Origin of the sequence: Quisquiliibacterium transsilvanicum (genome assembly GCF_014202215.1) — a bacterium.
GTDB lineage: Bacteria > Pseudomonadota > Gammaproteobacteria > Burkholderiales > Burkholderiaceae_E > Quisquiliibacterium > Quisquiliibacterium transsilvanicum.
Genome location: NZ_JACHGB010000004.1, coordinates 342,431 through 366,517 on the forward strand (window position 1 = coordinate 342,431; position 24,087 = coordinate 366,517).

At 71.2% G+C, this 24,087-nt stretch carries 22 protein-coding genes; 12 read left to right on the forward strand and 10 right to left on the reverse strand.

Going from position 1 to position 24,087, the window contains the following annotated elements:
- Positions 1–12: 12 nt before the first annotated feature.
- The 8 genes from HNQ70_RS10990 (at position 13) to HNQ70_RS11025 (ending at position 8,992) form a co-directional block, all read left to right on the forward strand.
- Positions 13–894, forward strand: a complete 882-nt coding sequence (locus HNQ70_RS10990; RefSeq protein WP_183967372.1) for a DUF1932 domain-containing protein — start codon at positions 13–15, stop codon at positions 892–894.
- Position 895: 1 nt separating this feature from the next.
- The gene (locus HNQ70_RS10995; RefSeq protein ID WP_183967374.1) at positions 896–2,806 is read left to right on the forward strand and encodes an ATP-binding protein; all 1,911 of its coding nucleotides are present in this window, start codon (positions 896–898) and stop codon (positions 2,804–2,806) included.
- A gap of 53 nt (positions 2,807–2,859) precedes the next feature.
- A complete protein-coding gene (locus HNQ70_RS11000; protein ID WP_183967376.1) occupies positions 2,860–4,482 on the forward strand; it encodes a hypothetical protein in 1,623 nt (540 codons plus the stop codon).
- A 20-nt stretch (positions 4,483–4,502) separates the two neighbouring features.
- Positions 4,503–5,915: a glycosyltransferase family 4 protein gene (locus tag HNQ70_RS11005; protein WP_183967378.1), complete on the forward strand. Its 1,413-nt coding sequence runs from the start codon at positions 4,503–4,505 to the stop codon at positions 5,913–5,915.
- 85 nt (positions 5,916–6,000) lie between these two features.
- A complete protein-coding gene (locus tag HNQ70_RS11010; RefSeq protein ID WP_343060739.1) occupies positions 6,001–7,005 on the forward strand; it encodes a TPM domain-containing protein in 1,005 nt (334 codons plus the stop codon).
- 11 nt (positions 7,006–7,016) lie between these two features.
- Positions 7,017–7,508, forward strand: coding sequence for a TPM domain-containing protein (locus HNQ70_RS11015; protein WP_183967383.1), 492 nt, complete (start codon positions 7,017–7,019; stop codon positions 7,506–7,508).
- Positions 7,508–8,323 carry a DUF3108 domain-containing protein gene (locus HNQ70_RS11020; protein WP_183967385.1) on the forward strand — a complete coding sequence of 272 codons (816 nt, stop codon included), beginning with the start codon at positions 7,508–7,510 and terminating at the stop codon, positions 8,321–8,323. The genes HNQ70_RS11015 and HNQ70_RS11020 overlap by 1 nt, the downstream gene beginning before the upstream one ends.
- A 6-nt stretch (positions 8,324–8,329) precedes the next feature.
- Positions 8,330–8,992, forward strand: coding sequence for an MBL fold metallo-hydrolase (locus tag HNQ70_RS11025; protein ID WP_183967387.1), 663 nt, complete (start codon positions 8,330–8,332; stop codon positions 8,990–8,992).
- Positions 8,993–9,063: 71 nt separating this feature from the next.
- Here the strand turns inward: HNQ70_RS11025 and HNQ70_RS11030 are convergent, their stop codons facing one another.
- From HNQ70_RS11030 to HNQ70_RS11065, 8 genes are all read right to left on the reverse strand, one after another.
- Entirely contained in the window at positions 9,064–10,845 is a 1,782-nt protein-coding gene (locus tag HNQ70_RS11030) for a glutamine--tRNA ligase/YqeY domain fusion protein (RefSeq protein WP_183967389.1), read from the reverse strand.
- A 58-nt stretch (positions 10,846–10,903) separates the two neighbouring features.
- Positions 10,904–11,257 carry an FKBP-type peptidyl-prolyl cis-trans isomerase gene (locus tag HNQ70_RS11035; RefSeq protein WP_183967391.1) on the reverse strand — a complete coding sequence of 118 codons (354 nt, stop codon included), beginning with the start codon at positions 11,255–11,257 and terminating at the stop codon, positions 10,904–10,906.
- On the reverse strand, positions 11,254–11,757 hold the full coding sequence (locus HNQ70_RS11040) for a DUF1499 domain-containing protein (protein ID WP_343060741.1): 504 nt from the start codon (positions 11,755–11,757) through the stop codon (positions 11,254–11,256). Before HNQ70_RS11040 ends, HNQ70_RS11035 begins: the two co-directional genes overlap by 4 nt.
- A gap of 27 nt (positions 11,758–11,784) precedes the next feature.
- Positions 11,785–12,690 (reverse strand): NAD(P)-dependent oxidoreductase, encoded by a 906-nt coding sequence (locus HNQ70_RS11045; protein WP_183967395.1) that lies wholly within the window; start codon positions 12,688–12,690, stop codon positions 11,785–11,787.
- A gap of 75 nt (positions 12,691–12,765) precedes the next feature.
- The gene (locus HNQ70_RS11050; RefSeq protein WP_183967403.1) at positions 12,766–13,476 is read right to left on the reverse strand and encodes a haloacid dehalogenase type II; all 711 of its coding nucleotides are present in this window, start codon (positions 13,474–13,476) and stop codon (positions 12,766–12,768) included.
- Between the two features lie 112 nt (positions 13,477–13,588).
- Entirely contained in the window at positions 13,589–15,103 is a 1,515-nt protein-coding gene (locus tag HNQ70_RS11055) for a tripartite tricarboxylate transporter permease (protein WP_183967405.1), read from the reverse strand.
- A 13-nt stretch (positions 15,104–15,116) separates the two neighbouring features.
- Positions 15,117–15,578, reverse strand: coding sequence for a tripartite tricarboxylate transporter TctB family protein (locus HNQ70_RS11060; protein ID WP_183967407.1), 462 nt, complete (start codon positions 15,576–15,578; stop codon positions 15,117–15,119).
- 89 nt (positions 15,579–15,667) lie between these two features.
- Positions 15,668–16,726, reverse strand: a complete 1,059-nt coding sequence (locus tag HNQ70_RS11065; protein ID WP_183967409.1) for a Bug family tripartite tricarboxylate transporter substrate binding protein — start codon at positions 16,724–16,726, stop codon at positions 15,668–15,670.
- 148 nt (positions 16,727–16,874) lie between these two features.
- Here HNQ70_RS11065 and alaS point away from each other — a divergent pair, with 148 nt between their 5' ends.
- From alaS to HNQ70_RS11085, 4 genes are all read left to right on the forward strand, one after another.
- Positions 16,875–19,493: an alanine--tRNA ligase gene (alaS, locus tag HNQ70_RS11070; RefSeq protein ID WP_183967411.1), complete on the forward strand. Its 2,619-nt coding sequence runs from the start codon at positions 16,875–16,877 to the stop codon at positions 19,491–19,493.
- A gap of 13 nt (positions 19,494–19,506) precedes the next feature.
- The gene (locus tag HNQ70_RS11075) at positions 19,507–20,736 is read left to right on the forward strand and encodes an MFS transporter (protein WP_183967413.1); all 1,230 of its coding nucleotides are present in this window, start codon (positions 19,507–19,509) and stop codon (positions 20,734–20,736) included.
- Positions 20,737–20,883: 147 nt separating this feature from the next.
- On the forward strand, positions 20,884–21,435 hold the full coding sequence (locus HNQ70_RS11080) for an NUDIX domain-containing protein (protein ID WP_183967415.1): 552 nt from the start codon (positions 20,884–20,886) through the stop codon (positions 21,433–21,435).
- Between the two features lie 170 nt (positions 21,436–21,605).
- Positions 21,606–21,848: a sulfurtransferase TusA family protein gene (locus HNQ70_RS11085; RefSeq protein ID WP_183967417.1), complete on the forward strand. Its 243-nt coding sequence runs from the start codon at positions 21,606–21,608 to the stop codon at positions 21,846–21,848.
- 84 nt (positions 21,849–21,932) lie between these two features.
- On the opposite strand, the gene HNQ70_RS11090 is transcribed toward HNQ70_RS11085, so the two are convergent.
- Positions 21,933–23,273, reverse strand: a complete 1,341-nt coding sequence (locus HNQ70_RS11090) for an alpha/beta hydrolase family protein (protein WP_183967419.1) — start codon at positions 23,271–23,273, stop codon at positions 21,933–21,935.
- Positions 23,274–23,417: 144 nt separating this feature from the next.
- On the reverse strand, positions 23,418–23,921 hold the full coding sequence (locus HNQ70_RS11095; RefSeq protein WP_183967421.1) for a macro domain-containing protein: 504 nt from the start codon (positions 23,919–23,921) through the stop codon (positions 23,418–23,420).
- Between the last annotated feature and the right edge of the window lie 166 nt (positions 23,922–24,087).

Genomic DNA, 24,087 nt, shown 5'->3' on the forward strand with positions numbered 1-24,087 from the left:
CGACTTCCCCAGATGCCCGAGAACTCCGGCATGGCAAGCGCTGCCGCGCCCGCCGTGGGCTTCCTCCACCCCGGCGAGATGGGCGCCGCCCTCGCGGCGCTCACGCGAGCGAACGGGCACCGGGCGCTCTGGGCCTCGGCGGGGCGCAGCGCGGGGACCGGGGTCCGGGCGCGCGCCGCCGGCCTGGCCGACTGCGGCACCCTGCCGGCGCTCTGCGCGCAGTCCGGGATCCTGGTCTCCATCTGCCCGCCGCACGCCGCGCTCGAGCTCGCGCGCGCGGTCGCCGCCGAGGGCTATCGCGGCATCTACGTCGATGCGAATGCGATCTCTCCCCGGCATGCGCGGGAGATCGCCGGCATCGTCGCTGCCGCAGGAGCCGAGTTCGTCGACGCAGCCGTCGTCGGTCCCCCGCCGCTGCGCGGGAGGGATACGCGCCTCTACCTGTCCGGGCCATCCGCCGCTGCGGTGGCCGCATGCTTCCCGGCGGACCGGCTGATCCTCGAACTGGTCGGCGCGGAGCCCGGCAGGGCCTCGGCGATCAAGTCCTTCCATTCGTCGATGCACAAGGGGTCGCTTGCGCTGCTGTTCGCCACGCTGGCGGCGGCGGAAGGCGCCGGCGTGCGCGCTGAGCTTGAGCGGCTCTTCGCGAGCCGGCCCGCGACCGCCGCCTACCTCGACGGCCTCGATGGGAGCGTGCGCCGCGCCTCGAAGTCCTGGCGCTTTGCCGGCGAGATGGACGAGGTGGCGGACGCCCTGGGCGAGTTCGGGCTCCCGCGGGGCTTCCACGCCGCTGCGGCGGAGATCTACCGCCGGCTCGCCGGCCTGCGCGGCGCGGCTTCCGAAGTCGAGCTCGCGGCGGTGCTCGATTCGCTGCTCGGTGAGCGGGGCCGCTGAGATGACGCAGGTCGAATCGCCCGTCGACGTGATACAGACAGTGCTGACGCTGGAGCGCCGGCTGGGGGCGCTGCGGGGCATGGCCTGGGGCCTCTGGCAGCCCGCGCTTCCTGTCCTTGTATCGGTGGCGGCGGACCTTGCCGGTTCTTTCGAGGCGCTGGACCGCGCGATGCTCGCGCTGGTCGTCACGCCGCTGGACGTGGCCGCCGACGCGGGCCTGGCCGCGGCCGGGCCCAGGGCGCTGCTGGCGCGGGTGCATCACTGGCAGGCTGCGGTGCAGCGGGAGGCGGACGTGCCGGTGTTCGGCCCCTGCCATGTCGCCGAGCTCGCGTCCGGCGGATCGCCGGGGCGCTCGCGGATGCTGCTGGCGCTGCCCTGCGCGGACCAGCGCGCCACGGCGGGCGCCCTCGACTGGGTGATCGGCGCGGTCAACACGCTGCTGGCGCCTGGCGGCTCGGCGGCATCTGTGCAGGGGTCTTTGCAGGCATCTCTGTCGCGGCTCAGGACGGCGCTGAAGCCTGCGGCGGTGCGCGGGGTCAACTCGATTCACTTCCTCGCCGCAGCGCACCGCCTCGGGATGCAGGTGGGCGAACTCGCGCCCGGCATCCACGCGATCGGCGTGGGGCGCCGCAGCCGTCGGCTGAACAGCTCGGTCACCGACGAAACCCGGCTGATCGCTGCCGGGATCGCGCAGGACAAGGCGAACACCGCGAAGGTGCTGGCCCTGCACGGCCTGCCGGCGCCCGCTCACCGGCTGGTCGTTTCCGAGGAGGATGCCGTCGCGGTGGCGGCGTCGCTTGGCTATCCGGTGGTCGTCAAGCCGGCGGACCTGGACGGCGGGCGCGGCGTGTTCGCCGGGCTGCAAAGCGAGGCGGTGGTGCGCAGCGCCTGGCGAGAGGCGTCCCGGATGTCGCGTCGGATCCTGGTCGAGCGACACGTCGAGGGCGATGATTTCCGCTTCACGGTGGCCGGTGGCGAGGTGGTGAAGATCATGCAGCGCCGCGCGGGCGGGGTGACCGGCGACGGACAGGCCGACGTGGCGGCGCTGCTGGCGCGGGTGCAGGCCACCGAGCCGCACCAGCGGGCGCTGCGGCGCGAGGGCAAGTTGCGGCTGTCGCTCGACCGGGATGCGCTGGAGCTGCTGGACGAGCAGGGGCTGGACGCGGCCAGCGTGCCAGCGCCCGGGCGCTTCGTGCGCCTGAGGAGGAAGGCCAACATCTCCGCCGGGGGCGAGCACTGGGTGGTCGCGCCCGCTGCCGTCCATCCCGACAACATCGAGCTGGCTCTGTGTGCGGCGCGGGCGATCGGCCTCGACATCGCCGGCGTCGACCTCATCATCGACGATGTGCGCCGGCCCTGGCACGAGACCTTTGCAGTGATCTGCGAGGTCAACGCGAAGCCGCAGATTGGGCTGCGTGACACCCCCGAGGTCTATGCCGGCATCCTGCAGCGGCTGCTGCCCGAGGGCGGCACGATCCCGCTCCACCTGATGGTGCTGGCCGAATCGTCGGACGGCGCGTCCGACGCCTTGCGCACCCTCTCCGGGCGGCTCGGCTGCAATGCGGTCTCCTGCGCGCAAGGGGTCTGGGTCGACGAGCGGCGCAGCGTTTGGCGGCCGGCCGACGCTTTTGCGGCGGCGCAGGCGATGCTGCTCGATGCGCGGGTGGAAGCGGCGGTCGTCGCGATGACCATGGACGAGATCGTCCGCTGCGGACTGCCCGCGCGCCGCTTCGTCAGCGCAACGCTTGCGCGCGAGGCTGTGGACCGGCTGCCCGCGCCGCGCCGCGCGATCCTGGCCGCGATGCTGCGCGGCCAGTGCGACACGATCCGCGTGTCCGGACCGCCGCGGGCGGGCACGGAACGCGCCGGCGGCAGCGACAGAGAGGCGGGCGTCGCGCCCGTGACCGGATGACGAGCGCATCGCCAGGAAGCAGGGTCACCTCCATCGGCATCGATGGGCCCAACATGCCGCTGCTGAAGGCATGGATCTCCGACGGCAGGCTGCCGAACCTCGCCGCCATCGCCAGGGACGGGGCGACCGGCCATTACACCCATCACAAGGCCTTCAGGAACGAGCGCTGCTGGGAGACATTCCTCGACGGCCGGCCTTCGCAGGGCTGCGGCGCGGTGTTCGACCCCGAGCACTACGCCTTCCGCAACGAGTCGCTGCAGGACGAGCGGCCGCAGGCGCCTTTCCATGCGCTGGGCGAGGGCTTCGAGGTCTGCGCCTTCGACCTGCCGGCACCGCTGTCGCCGCAGGTCAGGGGCCTGCAGGTGGCCGGCTGGGGCAGCGAGCTGAACAGCTCGGTGCCGATGTCGATGCCGCCCGGGCTGCTCGGCGAGCTGACCGCAAAGCACGGCGGCGACCCGAAGTTCGAGCGTTCGATGGCGGTGCTCGACCAGGCCTCGGGCCGCCAGGAGCGCTCGTTCCGGCTGCCCAGTCTCTACGACGCCGAGGGACTGTGCCGGTTCAGGGGCGACCTGCTGCTGGCGATCGAGCGGCGCACCGCGATCTGCGAGGACCTGATGTCGCGCGGCGAGTGGAACCTGTTCCTCGCGCTCTACACCGAGAGCCACAGCGCCAATCACGTGCTGTGGCATCTCGGCGAGCCCTTCCCGGTGGCGCCCGAGGGCGCCCCGCACGGCCATGCGCTGCTCGAGGTCTGCCAGGCGATCGACCGGGGCATCGGCCGGATCCGGCGCCGCGCGCCCGCTGACGGGAGCCTCGTCGTCTGGACGATCGACCACACGCTGGCGAACACGATGGACGTGCCCAGCCTGGTGCTGCTCCCGGAGCTGCTGTACCGCTGGAGTCATCCTGGCGCGCGCGCGCTCGCCCCCGCCGAGGCCGACGGGCCGGTGCCGCCGATGCGCACCGACTACCGACGGCACTGGAAGCACGAGATCTGGAGCCTGGTCACCGCGACCGGGGCGGCCGAGCTGGAGTCGCCCGCGAGCCAGGAGGCGCGCGGCGATCCGTTGAGCTGGCATCCCGCGAACTGGTACCGGCCGCTGTGGCGCGGCATGAAGGCCTTCGCGCTGCCCAGCGTGTCCGACGGCCACGTGCGCCTGAACGTGCGCGGCCGCGAGGCGGGCGGCATCGTCGAGCCCGCGGACTTCGATCGCGTGCTGGACGAGCTCGCCGCGCTGCTGCGCTCGGCCACCGATCCGCGCACCGGCAGGCCCCTGGCCGCGCGCGTTCTGCGCACCCGGCAGGCGCCCGCCGACGAGCCCCGCATGCCGCCCGACCTGATCGTGTGCTGGGACGACGCGCGGCCCGCCGACACGCTCGACTGCCTCGGCTTCGGGCGCGTGGGACCCGTGCCCTTCTTCCGCTCGGGCGGGCACGTGGCGCACGGCACGCCGGTCGAGAACCTGCTGCTGGCCTGCGGCCCCGGCATCGAGGCGGGCGGCACGCTTCGCGCCGGCGTGCTCGAGGACCTGCCGGCCACGCTGCGGGCGCTGGCAGGGGCGCCGCGCGGGCCGGGAATGACCGGCCGCAGTCTGTTCGAGCCCGGCGAACCGTCTGGCGCAGGCGCGGCAACGGGCGCAGGCGCAGGCGCGGCAGCGGTCGGCCGGCCGGCGTGACCGGGCCGGCCAGGCATCCCATGCGCGTCACGCTGCACGACTACGCGACCGACCCCTCGCTGCCGCAGAAGGACGGGGTCAACCTCGCCCACGAGAACATCGCCGCGCTGCTGAAGGAGAGCGGGGATTCCGGCCTGGACGTCAGCTTCCACGACTTCACGCGCCTGCTCGTCGACGAAGACTACGCAAGGCGGGTGCTGGCCGAGGTCGACTGCGTGGTCAGCAACGTCGGGCCGCATGCGCACTACTACTTCTGGCTCAGGCAGCGGCTCCGGCTGGACTTCCGCATCCTGCGCGACGTCCGGACGGCCATCTGGAGCAGCTACCTTCTGCAGGAACACCTGTGCCGGGCATGGCTGCGCCCGGACGACGTGCTGCTGGTGGCCAGCCACTACACGCGCGGCGTGTACGAGCGGATCTTCCCGCACCTGGCGGGTCTGCCGACGGTTCGCTGCTATCCGCTGTCCGTGGGCTTCCCCGCCGCCGAGGGTTTCCGCGCGCGCGACGCGCGCGCGGGCGCCCGGCCGAGGGTCATCGGTTACATCGGCCGGCTCTCCGAAGACAAGAATTTCCCGGATCTCGTCGAACTGCTGATCCGCCTGAACCGGGCGGACCCCGGCGGCTATCGGTTGCGCGCCTGTGGCGACGTCCATTCGCCGAGCTGCGACCCCGCGCTCGTGCGGCAGCGCATCGCCGCCGAACTGGGCGACGGCGACTGGTTCGAGTACCTGCCCGCGCGGCCCAACAGCGGCGTGTGGGAGCTCTACGACCGCTTCGACGTGCTGGTCTTTCCGAGCACCTCCAACCTGGAGACCCTGGGCCGGGTGCTTGTCGAGGCCAGCCACGCCGGCGTGCCCATCGTCTGCGGCGAGCATGCGGCCGCGCCGGAACTGGTGCCGGCGGGCGCCCTGTGCCGGGTGCACTACGCGCAACGCCGCGACTACAGCGCGCACTTCGACCATTCGCTCGGGCGCGTGAGCCTCGATGACATGCAGCGGGTGCTGGCCGGCGCAATTCTCGAGCGCTCGACCTGCCACCTCGAGTACCTGACCCACCCGGACAAGTTCATGCGCATCCTGCGCGCCTGCGCCGCGGGCGGGCGCCCGGAGCCGGAGCCGCTCGAACTCGCGCCCGCGCAGCGGGCCTTCATCGGCGCCCTCGCGGTGGACCTGCCGGCGCCGCTCGAGGCCAGGGCGGCGGATGCGCTGCTCGCCCGGCTGGCGCGCTGGTTCGTGTCGCTGCAGCGGCAGGGAACGCCGGAGCGCGAGGGGCTGATCGCGCGCCTTTCCGAGATGTCGCAACATCCGGAGCGCACCTCGCGCTTCGTCCGCAAGACCCTCGGGACCAGTGCGGACTTCACCGACGTCGGCGGCATCGACATCGAGCTGTGCCACGTGGCGGGCTTCTACCCCAGCTTCCGCCTGCAGGCCTGATCCGCGCGCGGTGCGCGGGGCCCGCGTCGCGGTCGGGTACGATGGAGCTTCCGTTTCACCATTGCGATTCCCGCAGATGCCTGCATTGACCAGATCGGGAACCGTCGCCTTCGCGCATGTGCGGGCGCGGGTCCCTGCGGCGAACCTCGCTGCCGCCCAGGCGGGCCGGCTCGGCGGGCTTGCGCGCCGCTGGATCCTGTCCCTGCTGCCGCTGCTCGCGCTGCTGCTTCTGCATGCCACTGCCGGGGCTCAGCCGCTGCAGGCGGTCCCGCAGCTGAGCGCCAGGGTCACCGACCTCACCGGCACGCTCGATGAAGGCCAGCGCCGGGACCTCGAGGCCCGGCTGGCCGCGATCGAACAGCGCAAGGGCGCCCAGGTGGTGGTGCTGATGGTGCGGAGCACCCAGCCCGAGACCATCGAGGACTACAGCATCCGCGTCGCCGAGGCCTGGAAGATCGGCCGCGGCCGCGTCGACGGCAAGCAGGTCGACGACGGGGTGATCCTGCTGGTCGCCAAGGACGACCGCAAGGTGCGCATCGAGGTCGGCTACGGCCTCGAGGGTGCGATCCCCGACGCTTACGCGCGGCGCATCATCGCCGAAGCGATCACGCCGCGCTTCGCCCAGGGCGACTTCAACGGCGGACTGCAGGCAGCCGTCCAGTCGCTGGGCCGGCTGATCGACGGCGAGGATCTCCCTGCGCCTGCCCGGGGCGCGCCCCAGTCTGCGGGCGAGGGGGACTGGCTCTCCGGCCTGCTGGTGGTGTTCGTCGGCGGCATGATCGCCACCGCGGTGCTGGGTCGGCTGCTCGGCTCCATGGCCGGCGGCGCCGGAGCCGGGGTCTTCGCAGCGCTCAAGGGGGCCCCTCTACTGATGGCCGGCGGCGTGGGCTTCGTGGTCTTTCTGCTGTTCCTGGTCTTTGCCGCCAGCGGCACGGGAGGCATGCGCCCCGGTCGCCGGGCAGGGCCGCGCGGCGGTCCGGTGATCTGGACCGGTGGGGGTGGCTGGGGCGGCGGAGGCAGGGGAGGCGGCGGCGGTTTCGGGGGCGGTGGCGGCGGCTTCGGTGGCGGCGGCGCGTCGGGGGGCTGGTGATGCCGGGAAAAATGCAGCGATTCCTTCGTCATCTGTGGATCGACCGCAGCGACCTGGCCCGCGCCTTTCCGCCCCAGGCGCTGGAGCGGATCGAGCACGGCGTCGTCGCGGGCGAAACGCGCCACTCGGCGGAGCTGCGCCTCGCGATCGAGGCTTCGCTGCCGCTCGGGCGCATCCTTGCGGGCGATACCGCGCGCGAGCGCGCGCTCGAGGTATTCGGGAACCTGCGGGTATGGGACACCGAGAACAACAACGGCGTGCTGCTCTACGTCCTGTACGCCGACCATTCGGTGGAGATCGTCGCCGACCGGGCGGCGTCCCGCGCGATCCCGGACCACGAGTGGCGCGCCGTTGCCGAGGAACTGGCCCGCGCCTATCTTGCGGGCGATTTCGTCGAGGGCACGCTGGCCGCGGTCGCGCGCCTGGACGCCCTGCTGGAGCAGGCCTTCCCTCCCGGAGCTGACAACCCGGACGAGCTGCTGAACCGGCCGGTGATGCTCTGATGTCCGCAGACAGGATGACGGCGCGACGCAGGCTGCTGCTGGCGCTGGCCGGCGGAGCGGCGGGCCTGCCGCTGGCCGCAGGTGCGGCCGCCGAGTCGTTGGCGCAACAGGCGCAGGCGCAGCAGTCGCAGCAGGCGCAGGCGCAGCAGCAATCGGCGCTGCCGCTGCCGCCCGCCGGCCACTGGCAGTTCAGCGTTCACTACGGCGGATACGAGCGCGGCCTGAAGGTGGCGGTGCTCGACTACGAAATAGCGCACGATGGCGGCCGCTACCGGATCGACAGCAAGGGGCGTGCCGAGGGCCTCGCCGCCCTTGTCTACTCGGGGGTGCTCACCCAGGAGAGCGAGGGACGGCTGACATCGCGCGGCCTGGAGCCGATGCGCTACAGGGAGCAGCGCGGCAAGCGCCCGGAGCGCTGGGCGCAGCTTGACCGCCGTGCACACGAAGTGCGCTTCTCCTCGCATCCGCCGGCACCGCTGGTGGATGGGGTCCAGGACCGGCTGTCGGTGCTGGTCCAGCTCGGGCTGCTGGCGCGGGCGCAACCTGAGCGCTTTGCCGCCGGGCGGGTGGTCGCGCTGCCGGAGCTCGGTTCGCGGCGCATCGAGGATGCGCGCTACGCGAGTCGCGGCCAGGCGATGCTGGCCACGCCCTCGGGGAGCAGGCGCACGCTGCATCTTGAACGGATCGCCCCGCGTGACGCCGACGACGCCAGGGTGGACGTCTGGCTCGGGTACGATCTGGACATGCTGCCCGTCCGCCTGCGCTTCACCGATCCCGACGGCCGGGTGCTCGACCAACTGCTGCGCTTCCCCTGAACCCCGATGAAACTCGCGATCATCCCCGTCACTCCCTTCGCCCAGAACTGTTCGCTGCTGATCTGCGAGGAGACCAACCGTGCCGCCGTCTTCGATCCCGGCGGCGACCTCGACCTGATCGACCAGGCGCTCGCCGAGACCGGCGCAACGCTCGAGAAGGTGTTCCTCACCCACGGCCACATCGACCACTGCGGCCAGGCCGGCGAGTATGCGAAGCGCCACGGCGTTCCGCTCGAGGGACCTCAGGAGGAGGACCGGTTCTGGATCCAGCAGCTGCCCGAGCAGGGCAAGCGGTTCGGCTTCGCGCGGCTGGAGGCCTTCGAGCCCGACCGCTGGCTGGAGGATGGCGACACGGTGCGTTTCGGCGCGCAGACCCTGCAGGTGATCCACACGCCCGGCCATACCCCGGGTCACGTGGTGTTCGTCCATGTGCCGAGTCGGCTCGCGATCGTCGGCGACGTGCTCTTCCAGGGATCGATCGGCCGCACGGATTTTCCGCGCGGCAATCACGCCGAGCTGATCGAGTCGATCACGAAGAAGCTCTGGCCGCTGGGCAACGACATCGCGTTCGTACCCGGGCACGGGCCGATGTCGACCTTCGGCGAGGAACGCCAGCACAACGCTTTCGTCGCGGACGACGTCCTCGAAGGGCAGTGGCACCGCGGGTGAGAAACCGCTAACGGCGGCCGCCCGGTGCGGCGCGCCAGGCGGCCGTTGCAGCCGCCCGCCGCGCAGCAGGATCAGCGGCCCTTGCCGCTGCCCCAGGAGTCCTTCAGCGACACCGCACGGTTGAACACCGGCCGGCCTTCGGCGCTGTCGGTACGGTCGGCGACGAAGTAGCCGTGCCGCTCGAACTGGTAGCGATCGTCCGGCTTCGCCGACGCGAGCGTGCGCTCGAGTTGCGCGCGCACCATCGTCTTTGCCGCCGGGTTGATCGTCGCCCGATAGTCGCGTCCGCCCGCATCCGGGTGGGCCTCGGTGAACAGCCGGTCGAACAGCCGCACCTCGGCTTCCAGCGCGTGCGGCGCCGAGACCCAGTGGATGTTGCCCTTGACCTTGTAGGTGTCGGCGCCGGGCGTGCCCGACTTCGAGTCGGGGAAGTACTCGGCATGCACCGCGACCACCCTGCCGTCGGCGTCCTTCTCGAAGCCGGTGCACTGGACGACGTAGCCGTAGCGCAGGCGCACGCGGTTGCCGGGGAACAGCCGGAAGAAGCCCTTGGGCGGCTCCTCGGCGAAATCCTCGCGCTCGATCCACAGCTCGCGCGAGATCGGGAAGCTGCGCTGGCCGAGTTCGGGCCGGTGCGGATGCGCAGGCGCGCTGCAGTCCTCAGACTGCCCTTCGGGAAAGTTGTCGATCACCAGCTTCAGCGGGTCGAGCACCGCCACCGCGCGCGGCGCGCGCGGCTCGAGGTCGTCGCGCAGCGCCTGCTCCAGCGTTCCCATGTCGACCCAGGAATCGGCCTTGGACACGCCGATGCGGTCGCAGAACAGGCGGATCGACTCCGGCGTGTAGCCGCGGCGGCGCAGCCCCACCAGCGTGGGCATCCGCGGGTCGTCCCAGCCGTCGACCAGCTTCGATTGGACCAGTTCCTGCAGCTTGCGCTTGCTGGTCACCGTGTAGGTGAGGTTCAGCCGCGCGAACTCGATCTGTCGCGGCAGCGGCCGGTCGAAGAACCCGCCTTCGGCGGCGCGCTCCAGCACCCAGTCGTAGAAGGGGCGGTGATCCTCGAACTCCAGCGTGCAGATCGAGTGGGTGATGTTCTCGAGCCCGTCCTCCAGCGGATGGGCGTAGTCGTACATCGGGTAGATGCACCAGTCCTTGCCGGTGCGGTGGTGCTCGGCGAAGCGGATCCGGTAGATGGCCGGGTCGCGCAGGTTCATGTTCGGCGAGCGCATGTCGATCTTCGCGCGCAGCACCATCGAGCCCTCGGGGTGCTGGCCGTCGCGCATCTCGCGCAGCAGCGCCAGGCTCTCGGCGGGGGGGCGGTCGCGGTACGGAGAGTCGCGGCCCGGCTCGGTGAGCGTGCCGCGGCTGGCGCGCATCTCGTCGGCCGTCTGCCGGTCGACGTAGGCATGGCCCGCCTGCACCAGGTATTCGGCGATCTCGTAGAAGGCGCCGAAGTAGTCGCTGGCGAAGTAGAGGTTGTCCTCCTGCGCGTCCTTCCACTCGAAGCCCAGCCAGCCCACCGCGTCGAGGATGGAGTCGACGTACTCCTGCTCCTCCTTCGTGGGATTGGTGTCGTCGAAGCGCATGTGGCAGCGCCCGCCATAGTCGCGCGCAAGCCCGAAGTTCAGGCAGACGGACTTGGCGTGCCCGATGTGCAGATAGCCGTTGGGCTCGGGCGGAAAGCGGGTGCGCACCCGGGCGGGATCCAGGGCGGCCTGCCGGTGGTTCGCGGCGAAGCCGGGCGCACCGGCCCACCTGCGCTGCGCGTAGGCACCGCGCGCGAGGTCATCCTCGACGTGCGTGCGCAGGAAGTTGGAGGGAAGGGCTTCGTTGTGTTCGGCGGGCGGGGGCATCGCAGGTGACGGCGTCGGTCAAACCCTGGATTCTATCCCCCCGCCGCAGGCCGCAGCCTCAGACCCCGAGCAGCTCCACCTCGAACAGCAGGGTTGCGTTGCCGGGGATCGCGCCGCCCGCGCCGCGCGCGCCATAGCCAAGCTCCGGCGGAATGATCAGGCGGCGGGTGCCGCCGACCTTCATTCCGGCAACGCCCTCGTCCCAGCCGCGGATCACGTAGCCGGCGCCCAGCGGGAAGGAGAAGGGCTCGCCGCGGTCCTTGCTGGAGTCGAACTTCGAGCCGGCGGCGCCGTTGGTGTAAAGCCAGCCGGTGTAGTGGACGACCACCTGGCTGCCCTTGTTCGCCTCGGGGCCGGAGCCCGCGGTCACGTCTTCGATCTGCAGCCCGGAGGGCTGGGTCTGGTAGGTCATTTCGATTCTCCAGCGGAGGTTTGGGAGGAAGTGAGCTGTGCGCGGATCGCCTCGACCCGCTTGCGGTTGGCGCCGAAGTCGCGCCGGCCCAGCCGCGACGCGGAGCGTACATGGATCACGCCGGCCGGGGCGTCGAGCAGGAACTCGACGTCGTCGACGAAGCGCATCAGCGGGGTGCGGAACTCGGCATGGAGGTAGCCGGGCGTCTCGCCGGCGATCCGGGCGCCCGGCCAGTCCGCGACCAGGCGGCGCAGCTCGGCGAACGAGGCCCGCGGGTCGGCGCCGGCGTCCAGCGGGGCGATCCGGTGGTAATCGGTGTCGGCGAAGCTGGACACGGCGTTCCAGTACTGGGAGCGCACCGGCTTGAGCCGTCCGTCGGCGACGCCGATGGCCTCGCCCGGCGGACTGCCCGAGAAGGCTCCTGCACAGGCCGCGGCGAGCAGCCCGAGCAGGCCGGTCCCGAGCAGCGCGGCGGCGCGTGCGAGGAGCCTGCGGCTCACGCGGCTGCGATCCCGGTTCATCGGCGCTCAGCGACGGTCCCGCGCCAGCCTGCGGAGCAGGCTCGAGGTGTCGTCGCGGCCGCCGCCCAGGGCCTGCAGGTCGCCGTAGAACTGGTCGACCAGCGCGGTGACCGGCAGCGCGGCGCCATTGCGCCTGGCCTCGTCCAGGCACAGGCCGAGGTCCTTGCGCATCCAGTCGACCGCGAAGCCGAAGTCGAACTTTCCGTCGACCATCGTGCCGCCGCGGTTGTCCATCTGCCAGGACTGCGCCGCGCCCTTGCCGATCACCTCGAGCACGAGCTTCATGTCGAGCCCGGCCTGGACGCCGAAGTTCACGCCCTCGGCCAGCCCCTGCAGCAGGCCGGCGATGCAGATCTGGTTGACCATCTTGGCGAGCTGCCCCGCGCCCGGCGGGCCGATCAGCGTGAAGGCGCGCGCGAAGGCCATGCCCACCGGCCTCGCGCGGCCGAACGCGTCCTCGCCGCCGCCGCACATCACCGTGAGCTGTCCGTTGACCGCGCCCGCCTGGCCGCCCGACACCGGCGCGTCGACGAAGTGCAGGCCGTGGTGCAGCGCGGTCGCGTGGAGCTCGCGCGCCACGTTCGCGGACGCGGTGGTGTGATCGACGAGCACCGCCCCCGGCTTCATTCCGGCGAAGGCGCCGTGCTCGCCGAGGACGACCGAACGCAGATCGTCGTCGTTGCCCACGCAGCAGAACACGATGTCCGCCTCGTGCGCGGCCTGGCGCGGCGTGGGCGCCGATGCGCCGCCGTGCTCGGCGGCCCACTGGTCGGACTTGGCGGCGGTGCGGTTGTAGACGGTGACGCGGTGGCCGGCGCGCTTCAGGTGGCCGGCCATCGGATAGCCCATCACGCCCAGGCCGATGAAGGCGACGGTGTGGGGGGCGACGGGGTCGTAGGTCCTCGAGCTCATCGGCGGTCTCCGGGGTGGCGGACGATTGTAGCGTCCTGCCGACTCAGGGAGGCGCGAGGTGCGGCGGTCGCGGCTTCAGCAGCCGAGCTGATCCGCCAGGTCCAGGAAATCGGTCGCATGCATGTCGAAGCGCGGGTCGCGCGCGTCGTCCTTGGCTGCGCCGGGACCCATCTCCAGCGGGCGCTCGACGAAGGCGGTGGCAAGCCCGCAGGCCTGGGCGCCGGCGAGGTCCTTCTGGTGCGTGGCCACCAGCATCGCCTCGCCCGGCTGCAGGTCGAAGACGCCGGGCAGACCCAGGTAGGCCTCGGGGTCGGGCTTGTAGTGCCGGAACACCTCCGCCGACAGGATCAGGTCCCAGGGCAGCCCGGCGCGCTTGGCCATGTTCGTCAGCAGGCCGATGTTGCCGTTGGACAGCGGGCAGATGACGTAGCGGCGCTTCAGGCGCGTCAGTCCGGCCACGGCGTCCGGCCAGGGGTCGAGCCGGTGCCAGGCGCGGTTCAGGTGCTCGCGCGCGGCTTCATCGAGCCGCTGCAGCCCGAAGCGCGGCAGGAGCTCGTCGAGGATGATCCGGTGCAGGGCGTCGAGCTTGACCCAGCCGGTCTCGCCGCGGCGCACGCGCGCGAAAGCGGGCCAGTAGCCGGCGCGCCAGGCCAGCGCGAAGGCCCCGCCGTCGACCTCGGGAGCGATCGCCTCGATCTCCCGCGAGATCGACGTATGCCAGTCGACGACGGTGCCGAACACGTCGAATCCGATCACCTTCACGCGTTCCGCCAGGGGAGATGTCATCCGGGGCTCCTGAGTCGATATCGGCCGAGAAAAAAGAATACCCGCCATGCGGCGGGTATTCCAAAGGGCGCCAAACGCAGCTACTGGGCACCAAAGCGCGCGGACCGCGCGGTCAGTCGTCCTCGCCCGCGAAGGCCTCTGCGCGCTTCTTGCGGATGGCGGGCAGCAGCACGGCCAGCAGCAGCACGGCGGCGATGATGAGCAGAGTCAGCGACAGCGGCCGGGTGAAGAACACCGTCGCGTCACCGCGCGAGATGGTCATCGTGCGGCGCAGGTACTCCTCCATCAGCTTGCCCAGCACCACGCCAAGCAGCAGCGGCGCAGGCTCGCAGTCCAGCTTCTTGAACACGTAGCCCAGGATGGCGAACGGGACCGTCATGAACACGTCGAAGACGTTGTTGTTGACCGAGTACGCGCCGATCACGCAGAACAGCAGGATGGCCGGGTACAGCACGCGGTAGGGCACCGACAGCAGCTTGATCCACAGGCCCACCAGCGGCAGGTTCAGGATCACCAGCATCAGGTTGCCGATCCACATCGACGCGATCAGCCCCCAGAACAGCGAGGGGTTGCCGGTCATCACCTGCGGACCGGGCTGGATGTTGTGGATCATCATCGCCGCGACCATCAGCGCCATCACCGGCGTGGTGGGAATGCCCAGTGTGAGCATCGGGATGAAGGAGGTCTGCGCGCCCGCGTTGTTGGCGGACTCGGGGCCGGCCACGCCCTCGATGGCGCCCTTGCCGAAGCGCTCCGGCGTCTTGGAGAGCTTCTTCTCGAGCGCATACGAGGAGAAGGACGCCAGCACCGCGCCGCCGCCGGGCAGGATGCCGAGCATCGAGCCGAGCGCGGTGCCGCGCAGTATCGGCATCGCGGACTGCTTCATCTCCTGCCGGCTCGGCATGAGTTTCCCGACCTTCTTGACGAAGACCTCGCGATGTTCGCGCTGTTCGAGATTGGCGATGATCTCGCCGAAGCCGAACAGGCCCATCGCGATGACCACGAACTCGATGCCGTCGGAAAGCTCCGGGATCTCGAAGTTGAAGCGGGCGACGCCGGAGTTGACGTCGGTGCCGACCATGCCGATCAGCAGGCCGAAGATCACCATCGCCAGCGCCTTCAGGATGGAGCCGTGGGCCAGCACGACGGCCGCGATCAGGCCCAGCACCATCAGCGAGAAGTACTCGGCTGGTCCGAACTTGAAGGCGACTTCCGACAGCGGCGGCGCGAAGGCTGCGATCAGGAAGGTGGCCACCGAGCCCGCGAAGAAGGAGCCGATCGCCGCGATCGCGAGCGCCGGCCCGGGGCGGCCGTTGCGGGCCATCTGGTAGCCGTCCAGTGCCGTCACCACCGAGGACGCCTCGCCTGGAAGGTTGACGAGGATGGCCGTCGTCGAGCCCCCGTACTGGGCGCCGTAGTAGATGCCGGCCAGCATGATCAGCGCGGAGCCGGGGTCGGTCATCTTGTAGGTGATCGGCAGCAGCATCGCGATGGTGGCGAGCGGGCCGATGCCGGGGAGCACTCCGATCAGCGTGCCGAGCAGCACGCCGATGAAGCAGTACATCAGGTTGTCGAGGGTGGCTGCCGCGGCGAAGCCGATCGCCAGGTTGCTGAAGAGCTGTTCCATGTCCGTAGCCGTATCAGTTGGTCATGAACTTCGGCCAGAGCGGGAACTGCAGTTCCAGGCCCTTGACGAACACGAAGTAGGAGAAGACCGCCAGCACGACGATCGCGATCAGCGTGTCGCGCAGGCTGAAGTCGTGGCTGGCCAGGGCCGAGATGCCGATCAGCACCACCAGCGCGACGACGATGCCGAAGGAGGGCAGCAGCGCACCGAACAGCGCCACCGACCCGAGGATCAGCCCCAGCTCGCGCCAGCCGACCTTTTCCACCTTCAGTTCATCGTTGGCCGCCGAGATGGAGCCCAGGGCGATGATTGCGCCGAGCAGGGCGAGCAGGCCGCCGAGCACCAGCGGGAAATAGCCCGGACCCATCTTCGCCGCGCTGCCGACGTGGTACTGCTGCGACAGCACCACGAAGATCATGCCGAAGGCGAAGAACATGAGACCGGCCCAGAGGTCTCGGTGATTACGTATCTGCATCTGTTGAATCTCCCCAGTCGATCAATTATGCGATGCGGCCCCATTGCGCGCCATAGCGGATATGCGCACGCGGCGGCGATGGACGTCTTTCAGTCGACGCGCGCTCCCGACGCCTTGACGATCCGCGCGTACTTCTGCTGCTCTTGGCGCACGAACGCGGCAAACTCCGCGGGCGGCTGCGGGGCCGGTTCTGCTCCGAGACGCGCGAGCCGCTCGCGCAGGTCCGGGTGGGCCAGCGCGCGCTCGACCTCCGCATGCAGCCGGTCGACGATCTGCGCCGGCGTGCCTGCGGGCGCGAACACGCCGAACCAGGTGCTGATGTCGAAGCCGGCCAGGCCCGAGTCGGCCACGGTGGGCAGCTCCGGGAAGAAGCCGCTGCGCCGCGGCGTCGTCACTGCGAAGGCCTTGAGCTGGCCGGCGCGGATCTGCGGCGCCGCCGAGGCGAGGTTGTCGAACATCAGGTCGGTCTGCCCGCCCAGCAGGCCCAGTTGCGCCGGGGCCGCACCGCCGTAGGGAATGTGCACCATGCTGATGCCGGCCATCGATTTGAAGAGCTCCCCGGACAGGTGACCGGCGCTGCCGTTGCCGCCGGAGGCGTAGTTGAGCTTGCCGGGGTTGCGGCGCGCATAGGCGATCAGGCTGCGCACGTCGGACACGCCCAGCCTGGCCGCGGTGTCCGGATTCATCACCAGCACGTTGGGCACCACCGCCACCCGCGTCACCGGGGCGAAGTCGCGGTTGGCGTCGTAGGGCATCTTCGCGAACAGCGACGGGTTGATCGCGTGCGTGGCCACCGCGCCCATCACGATGGTGTGACCGTCGGGGGCGGACTTGGCGACGTGGTCGGCGCCGATGTTGCCGCCGGCGCCAGCGCGGTTCTCCACCAGCACCGGCTGGCCCAGCGGCTCGCGCAGCTTCTCCGCGAGGGCGCGCGCGACCTGGTCGAGCGGGCCGCCGGGCGGGTAGGGGACGACGAAGCGCACCGGCCTGGACGGCCAGGCGGCCTGGGCTGCGGCGGTGGCCGGCGCGAGGCCGCAGAGCGCGGCGAAGGCCGCGGCGGCAAGGCCGGCCAGCAGCGCGGGGCGGCGTCGGCGCGGGGACGCGGCGCCGTGCGGGCCGGCCGCGCGGGAGTCTCGGATCGCTCGCATCTGTCAGGCTCTCTGGGGTTCGGGGCGGGCGGATGTTAACAAACGGGCGATGCGGGGGCGTGTCGCAGACGGTCCCGGCGGCTCCGGCTTTGGGTAAAATCACGGATTACCCCGAAAAATCAACACTTTCCTTGAAGCGCGACGAACGATGAAGTCGGCCGAGATCCGCGAGAAGTTCCTGAGGTTCTTCGAATCGAAGGGCCATACGATCGTCGCCTCCAGCCCGCTGGTGCCCGCGAACGACCCCACCCTGCTCTTCACCAACAGCGGCATGGTCCAGTTCAAGGACGTGTTCCTGGGCAAGGAGCAGCGCCCCTATCGCAGGGCCACCAGCGCGCAGCGCAGCGTGCGCGCCGGCGGCAAGCACAACGACCTCGAGAACGTCGGCTACACCGCCAGGCACCACACGTTCTTCGAGATGCTGGGCAACTTCTCCTTCGGCGACTACTTCAAGCGCGAGGCCATCGCCTACGCCTGGGAGCTGCTCACCCGGGTCTACGCGCTGCCGCCGGAGAAGCTCTGGGTCACCGTCTACCAGGAAGACGACGAGGCGTACCGGATCTGGGCCGACGAGATCGGCGTGCCGCCCGAGCGCATCGTGCGCATCGGCGACAACAAGGGCGCCCGCTACGCGTCGGACAACTTCTGGCAGATGGCCGACACCGGCCCCTGCGGCCCCTGCTCCGAGATCTTCTACGACCACGGCCCCGCCGTGGCCGGCGGCCCCCCTGGCAGCCCGGACGAGGATGGCGACCGCTACATCGAGATCTGGAACCTGGTGTTCATGCAGTTCGACCGCGACGAGGCGGGCGTGCTCACGCCGCTGCCGCATCCATGCGTCGACACCGGCATGGGCATGGAGCGGCTCGCGGCGGTGCTGCAGCACGTGCACAGCAACTACGAGATCGACCTCTTCCAGGACCTGATCCGCGCGGCGGCGCGCGAGACCGGCTGCGCCGACCTCGCCAGCCCCTCGCTGCGGGTGATCGCCGACCACATCCGCGCCTGCGCCTTCCTGGTGGTCGACGGCGTCATTCCCGGCAACGAGGGCCGCGGCTACGTGCTCCGGCGCATCATCCGGCGCGCGCTGCGCCACGGCTACAAGCTCGGCCAGAAGAAGCCCTTCTTCCACCGTCTGGTGGCCGACCTCGACGCCACGATGGGCGACGCCTATCCGGAGCTGCGCGCGGTCAGGGCCCGCGTCGCCGACGTGCTGGCGCACGAGGAAGAGCGCTTCGGCGAGACGCTCGAGCACGGCATGGCCATCCTGGAGGCGGACCTGGCCAGCGGCATCCGCACGCTGGACGGCGAAACCGCGTTCAAGCTCTACGACACCTTCGGCTTCCCGCTCGACCTCACCGCCGACGTCTGCCGCGAGCGCGGCGTGAGCGTCGACGACGCCGGCTTCGAGGCGGCGATGCAGCGCCAGCGCGAGCAGGCGCGCGCCGCCGGCAAGTTCAAGGCGGGCGGCACGCTGGCCTACGAGGGCGTGCGCACCGAGTTCATCGGCTACGACGCGCTGTCGGGCGACGCGCGGGTCGCCGCGCTCTACGTCGGCGGCAGCCGGGTCGACAGCGTGCCGGCCGGCCAGGAGGCCGTCGTGGTGCTCGACACCACGCCCTTCTACGCCGAGTCCGGCGGCCAGGCCGGCGACAGCGGCGAGATCAGCGCGGGCGAGACCTGCACCACGCTGTTCCGAGTCTCCGACACCCAGAAGATCCAGGCCGACGTGTTCGGCCACCACGGCACGCTGGTGGCGGGCGAGCTGCGCATCGGCGACAAGGTGCATGCCCGCGTCGACGGCGCGCGCCGCGCCCGCACCGTGCGCAACCACTCGGCCACCCACCTGATGCACAAGGCGCTGCGCGAGGTGCTCGGCGCCCACGTCCAGCAGAAGGGCTCGCTGGTCGACGCCGACAAGACCCGCTTCGACTTCAGCCACGATGCGCCGCTGAGCGCGGAGCAGATCCGCCGCGTCGAGGAGATCGTCAACCGCGAGGTCCTCGCCAACGCCGCCACGCAGGCCCAGCTGATGGCCTTCGACGACGCCGTCAAGGGCGGCGCGGTGGCGCTGTTCGGCGAGAAGTACGGCGAGACGGTGCGGGTGCTCGACATCGGCTCCTCGCGCGAGCTGTGCGGCGGCACCCACGTCGAGCGCACCGGCGACATCGGCCTGTTCAAGATCGTCGCCGAGGGCGGCGTGGCCGCGGGCATCCGGCGCGTCGAAGCGGTCACTGGCGAGAACGCGCTGGCCTTCGTGCAGCGGCTCTCGGCCAGCCTGGCCGAGGCGGCCGCCGCAGTGAAGGCGCCGGCTTCCGAGCTCACGCAGCGCATCGAGCAGGTGCTCGACAACGTGAAGTCGCTCGAGAAGGAGCTGGCGCGGCTGAAGTCGAAGCTGGCGTCCTCGCAGGGCGACGACCTGGCCGCGCAGGCGGTCGACGTGGCCGGCATCAAGGTGCTGGCGGCCTCGCTGGAGGGTGCCGACGTCAAGACGCTGCGCGAGACCATGGACAAGCTCAAGGACAAGCTCAAGACCGCGGCCATCGTGCTGGCGGCCGTCGACGGTGCCAAGGTGAGCCTGATCGCAGGCGTCACGGCGGATGCCACCGCCAGGGTCAAGGCGGGCGAGCTGGTGAACTTCGTCGCCCAGCAGGTGGGCGGCAAGGGCGGCGGGCGGCCCGACATGGCGCAGGCCGGCGGCACCGATCCCTCGAAGCTGCCGCAGGCGCTGGCCGGCGTGCAGGGCTGGGTGGCGGAGCGGCTCTGAGCGCCGGCGTCCGATGAACGGCGCCGGGCGGCACGCGCCGACGCTGTTCGCGCTCGCCACGCTCAACATGCTCGGCCACGCGGCCTTCACCGCGAGCCGGCTCACCGGCTCGCTGGCCGCGATCCGGCTCGATGCGCCCACGCTGGTGGTCGGGGTGCTGCTGTCGCTGTACTCGGTGGCGCCGATGCTGCTGTCGGTGTCGATGGGCCGCTGGATCGACCGGACCGGCACCCGCGTCCCGATGCTGCTCGGCGCAGCCACCATGGGGCTCGGCTTGCTGCTGCCCGCGCTCTCGCTGTCGGTGCCGGTGCTGTGCGCCAACAGCGTGCTGGTCGGCCTGGGCTTCATCCCCTTCCACATGTGCGTGCAGAAGCTCACCGGCGAGCTGGCCGACGGGCCTGCGCGGGTGCGCAACTTCGGTCTGCTTGCGGTCGCGCTGTCGGTGTCCGGTTTCCTGGGGCCGATCGTCGCCGGCTTCATCATCGACCACGCGGGCGAAGGCGCGTCCTTCGCGGCGGCGTTCGCGGTGGCCTCGGTGATGGTGGCGGCGGCGCTCGCGCTGCTCAAGTGGCGCTGGCGCTTCGACGGCCGCACGGTGTCGGTGGCGCCGCCGCCGGTGCGGGCGAGCGCCTTCGAACTGCTGGCCACGCCGGTGATGCGCCGCATCTTCGTGTCGGTGATCCTGCTGGCCGCCGCCTGGGACGTGCTGATGTTCCTCGTGCCGATCCAGGGCTCGCGGATCGGCCTGTCGGCCAGCCAGATCGGCATGGTGCTCGGCGCCTTCTCGGCGGCCACCTTTGCGGTCCGGCTGGCGATGCCGGTGTTCGCGCGGCTGCTCACCGAGTGGCAGATGGTGGGCGGCGCGCTGACGATCGCCGCGCTGGTCTACTTCGCCTTCCCGTTGTTCGACAGCCACTACGGGCTGATGACGCTGTCCTTCGTGCTGGGGCTGGGCATGGGCCTGGGCCATCCGGCGGTGATGGCGATGGTGCAGACCGCGACGCCTGCGGGGCGCACCGGCGAGGCGGTCGGGCTGAGGATGATGGTCGCCAACGGTTCGCAGACCTTTCTGCCGCTGCTGTTCGGCAGCGCGGGCAGCGTGTTGTCGACCTTCCTTTCGGGGTCGATGACCTTCGCGCCGCTGTTCTGGGGCGTGGCGCTGATGCTCGGCCTGGGCGGCTGGTCGGCGCTGCGCCGCCGGCCGGCTGCGGCCCCGGGAGCCGGGGCAGGCCCCAGCAGTTGAACGGCCGGGCCGGGCCCGGAATCCTGAGCGGCCGGGCAATGCCCGGCCGGGACGACACGGCCGGGGATTGCCCGGCCAGGCAGACACCGCCGGGCATCGCCCGGCGCAACCACCCGCCGGGCGATGCCCGGCCCGGAGCGAGAGACGATGCATCCCGACTACCGATTCTGTCCCCGCTGCGCCACCGAGCTGGTGGTGCGCCACGCCGGCGAGCGCGACCGCGCCACCTGCCCGGCCTGCGGCTTCGTGCACTGGAACAACCCGGCCCCGGTGGTGGCCGCGCTGATCCAGGTCGGCGACCTGATCATGCTGGCGCGCAACGCCGCCTGGCCGCCGCGCACCTTCGCGCTGATCACCGGCTTCCTCGAGGCCGGCGAATCCGCCGAGGAAGGGCTGGTGCGCGAGATCAAGGAGGAGACCAACCTGGACGTGGACCGCTCCGAGCTGATCGGCGTCTACGACTTCAAGCGCAAGAACGAGCTGATCATCGCCTACCACGTGGTGGCGTCGGGCGAGGTGCGGCTCTCCGAGGAACTGGTCGAGTACCGGATGGTTGAGCCGGCCAGGCTCAAGCCCTGGCGGGCCGGCACCGGCATGGCGGTGGCCGACTGGATGAGCGCGCGCGGCCTGCCCTTCGAGTTCGTCGACCTGCCCGGCGCGCGTCCGCGCCCGCCGCGGCCCGAGGACAACGAAGGCTGACCCGGCGCCGCGGACGCGGCAGCGGCGCCAGAGGTCGCGTCCCGACGCTCCCGCCGGCCCGGCCCGTGCGAATGCTTCCGGCGGACGGTCCAGCCCGGTCGCGCCGGGCTGTTACGATCCCCGGTCTGCGGCGCCCGCCGAGGCCGACGCCCCCTGCAAGAGAGACGAACATGACCGACACCGCCACCCCCTTCGACCGCGAAGTCGATGCCCGGGGGCTGAACTGCCCGCTGCCCATCCTGCGCGCCAAGAAGGCGCTCACCGACCTCGAGAGCGGCCAGGTGCTCCGCGTGGTCGCCACCGATCCCGGCTCGCAGCGCGACTTCCAGGCCTTTGCCCGCCAGACCGGCAACGAGCTGGTGGCCAGCGAGGCGAAGGACAAGGAGTGGGTGTTCTACCTGAAGCGGCGCTGAGGGCGCTGAGGGCGGGCGGCCGCGCAGGACCGCCCGTGGGGCGGGGGGCCTGAACCGCGTTCGCGGCCCCGGCGCCCCGGCAGATCACTTTCTCGGGTCGAAGAACTGGTTCTTCGCGAAGGACACGCACAGCGGCGGCACGATGCCGCCGTGGTAGGTGCTGAGGTCGGGTGCAGCCGCCACCTGCGCTGCGATCGTCGGCTGGAAGGCCGGCACCTGCTCGACGTCCACCGGGGTCACCTGCACGCCCTGGCTGCCGAAGTACCCGGCGGCGGTGATGACGTTGTCGAACGTCACCGTCGGGTCGCGCGCGCCTGCGCACAACGCCACCGGCGCAGCGGGCTTCCAGTCGAGCAGCGTGTTCTCGCGAAGGCGCTTGCGCGCCGGGAAAGCCGGGTCGGCGGCGAAGGCGCTCACGAAGGCCTCGGTCAGCAGCCCGCCGGGCCCGGTGGTGCCCAGCGGCACCTTGCCGGTGGTGTAGAGCTGGGTGAAGCTCAGCGTTCCCGGCAGCAGATCCTCGATGCCGGTGACCCAGGGCGCGCGGAACATGTCCTCGGGCTTCGAGTAGATGTCGCCGTAGGCCTTCTGGTAGCCGGTGAAGGTCATCGCGGTGAACACCGTCGCGCCCTGGCCGGGGTTGGGGATGCCGGCGATGAAGGTCTCTTCCAGCGCGTACGGGCCCGACATCGGCACCGCGGCGGTCACGGTGAACTCGCCGGCATGGTCGCGCTCCATCGCGCGGTGGGTGGCCATCGCGGCGTGCCCGCCCTGGGAGTAGCCGGCGAGGAACAGCCTGCCGCTGGTGGCGACGCCGTTGCGCGAGAGCACGGTGCGCGCGGCGCGCAGCGCATCGATGCTCACCTGGGCGGTGTTCTCTGCGTGCAGGTAGGGGTGCCAGCCGAGGGTGGAGTCGCCGTAGCCGAGGTAGTCGGGCATCACCACCACGTAGCCCTGGGCGGCGAACATCGCGAGCTGCAGCCCGGCCTCGCCGTTCTGCGGGCTCGACATCGTGAACGCCTTGTCCACCGTGGTGCCGTGGTGATAGACCAGCACCGGGTAGGGGCCGGGGCAGCCGGACGGGATGTACAGGCCGGCGCTGGCACGCGCGCCGTCGCCGTGCGGATCGACCGAGTCGTAGACCAGCTTGTGCTGGGTGACGTCGCATTGCGACGCCGCGCCGATCAGCTGCACGAGGCCGGGATTGGCGGCCACCGAGGCATCGACCGCCGCTCTCGAGAGCGCGGCCGTCTGCGTCACCGAGTCGACGCTGCCGCGGTTGTCGCCGTCGCTGCCGCCGCCGCAGGCGGCCAGCGCTGCGGCAAGCGCAGCCAGCGTGCCTGCGCGCAGCAGGCGCCAGGGTTCCGGGCCTGTCCGGCGCACGCCCTTGCCGCCGGCGAACGGCGCCGGTTTTCCGAATCCAGTCATCGCTGTCTCCCTGTCGTTATTCGTATCGATGCAACGGTGCACGACTGCGCACCGTTGAACGGCATCCTACGTCAGGGGGGAACTCGCGACGGCCCCGGGTTTGCCCGGGCGCGCGGCAGGCGCGGGCCTGCCGTCGGGACGGGATCAGAGGCCTTCGTCGGCCTGCTGGTCCTTGCGGTAGGTCTCGTAGACCAGCACAGGAATCTTCAGCTCGCCCAGGTGGCGCTCGACCAGCGGCTTGACTTCGCTCCACTCGAGGCCGCCCACGCCAGTGGCCAGGCGCGGCAGCGCGATGCTGGTGAGGCCTTCGTCGGCGACCAGCTTGGCCAGCGCCTTCAGCGCGCGGCTGACGTTCTCGGTGCTCGCCTTGCCGGGCTTGGCGCTGGGGCCGTCATGCAGCATGCCCTGCGTGAGCAGGTTGACGATGCCGCGGGTGCTGCCGTCGGCGTCGACGCCGCGCCACATCCAGATCTCGCCGGAGTCCAGCGGCTTGCCGTGGATGGCGTGGCGGTAGTCGCGCACCATCGACGGCCAGCGCTCGCGCAGCGCCAGCGCGAGGCCGGTGTCGAAATGGTCGTGGGGGGCAATGCCGTGCGCGATGACCTGCGCGCGGCTCAGGAGGATGTCGCCTTCGACTTCACGGATCACTTGTAGCTTCCTTATTGGAGGAGTGGGTGGCCCGCGCAGGCCGCGGAGCCGATTCGAAACAGGAGATGATGACGCCGCGATCGAGCTGCGCCAATGAGGAAAGTCAACATGCAGCGGCGATCGGGGGCGTGAGCGCCTCCGGCTGCGGCGCCGGCGGTGCGGCGCG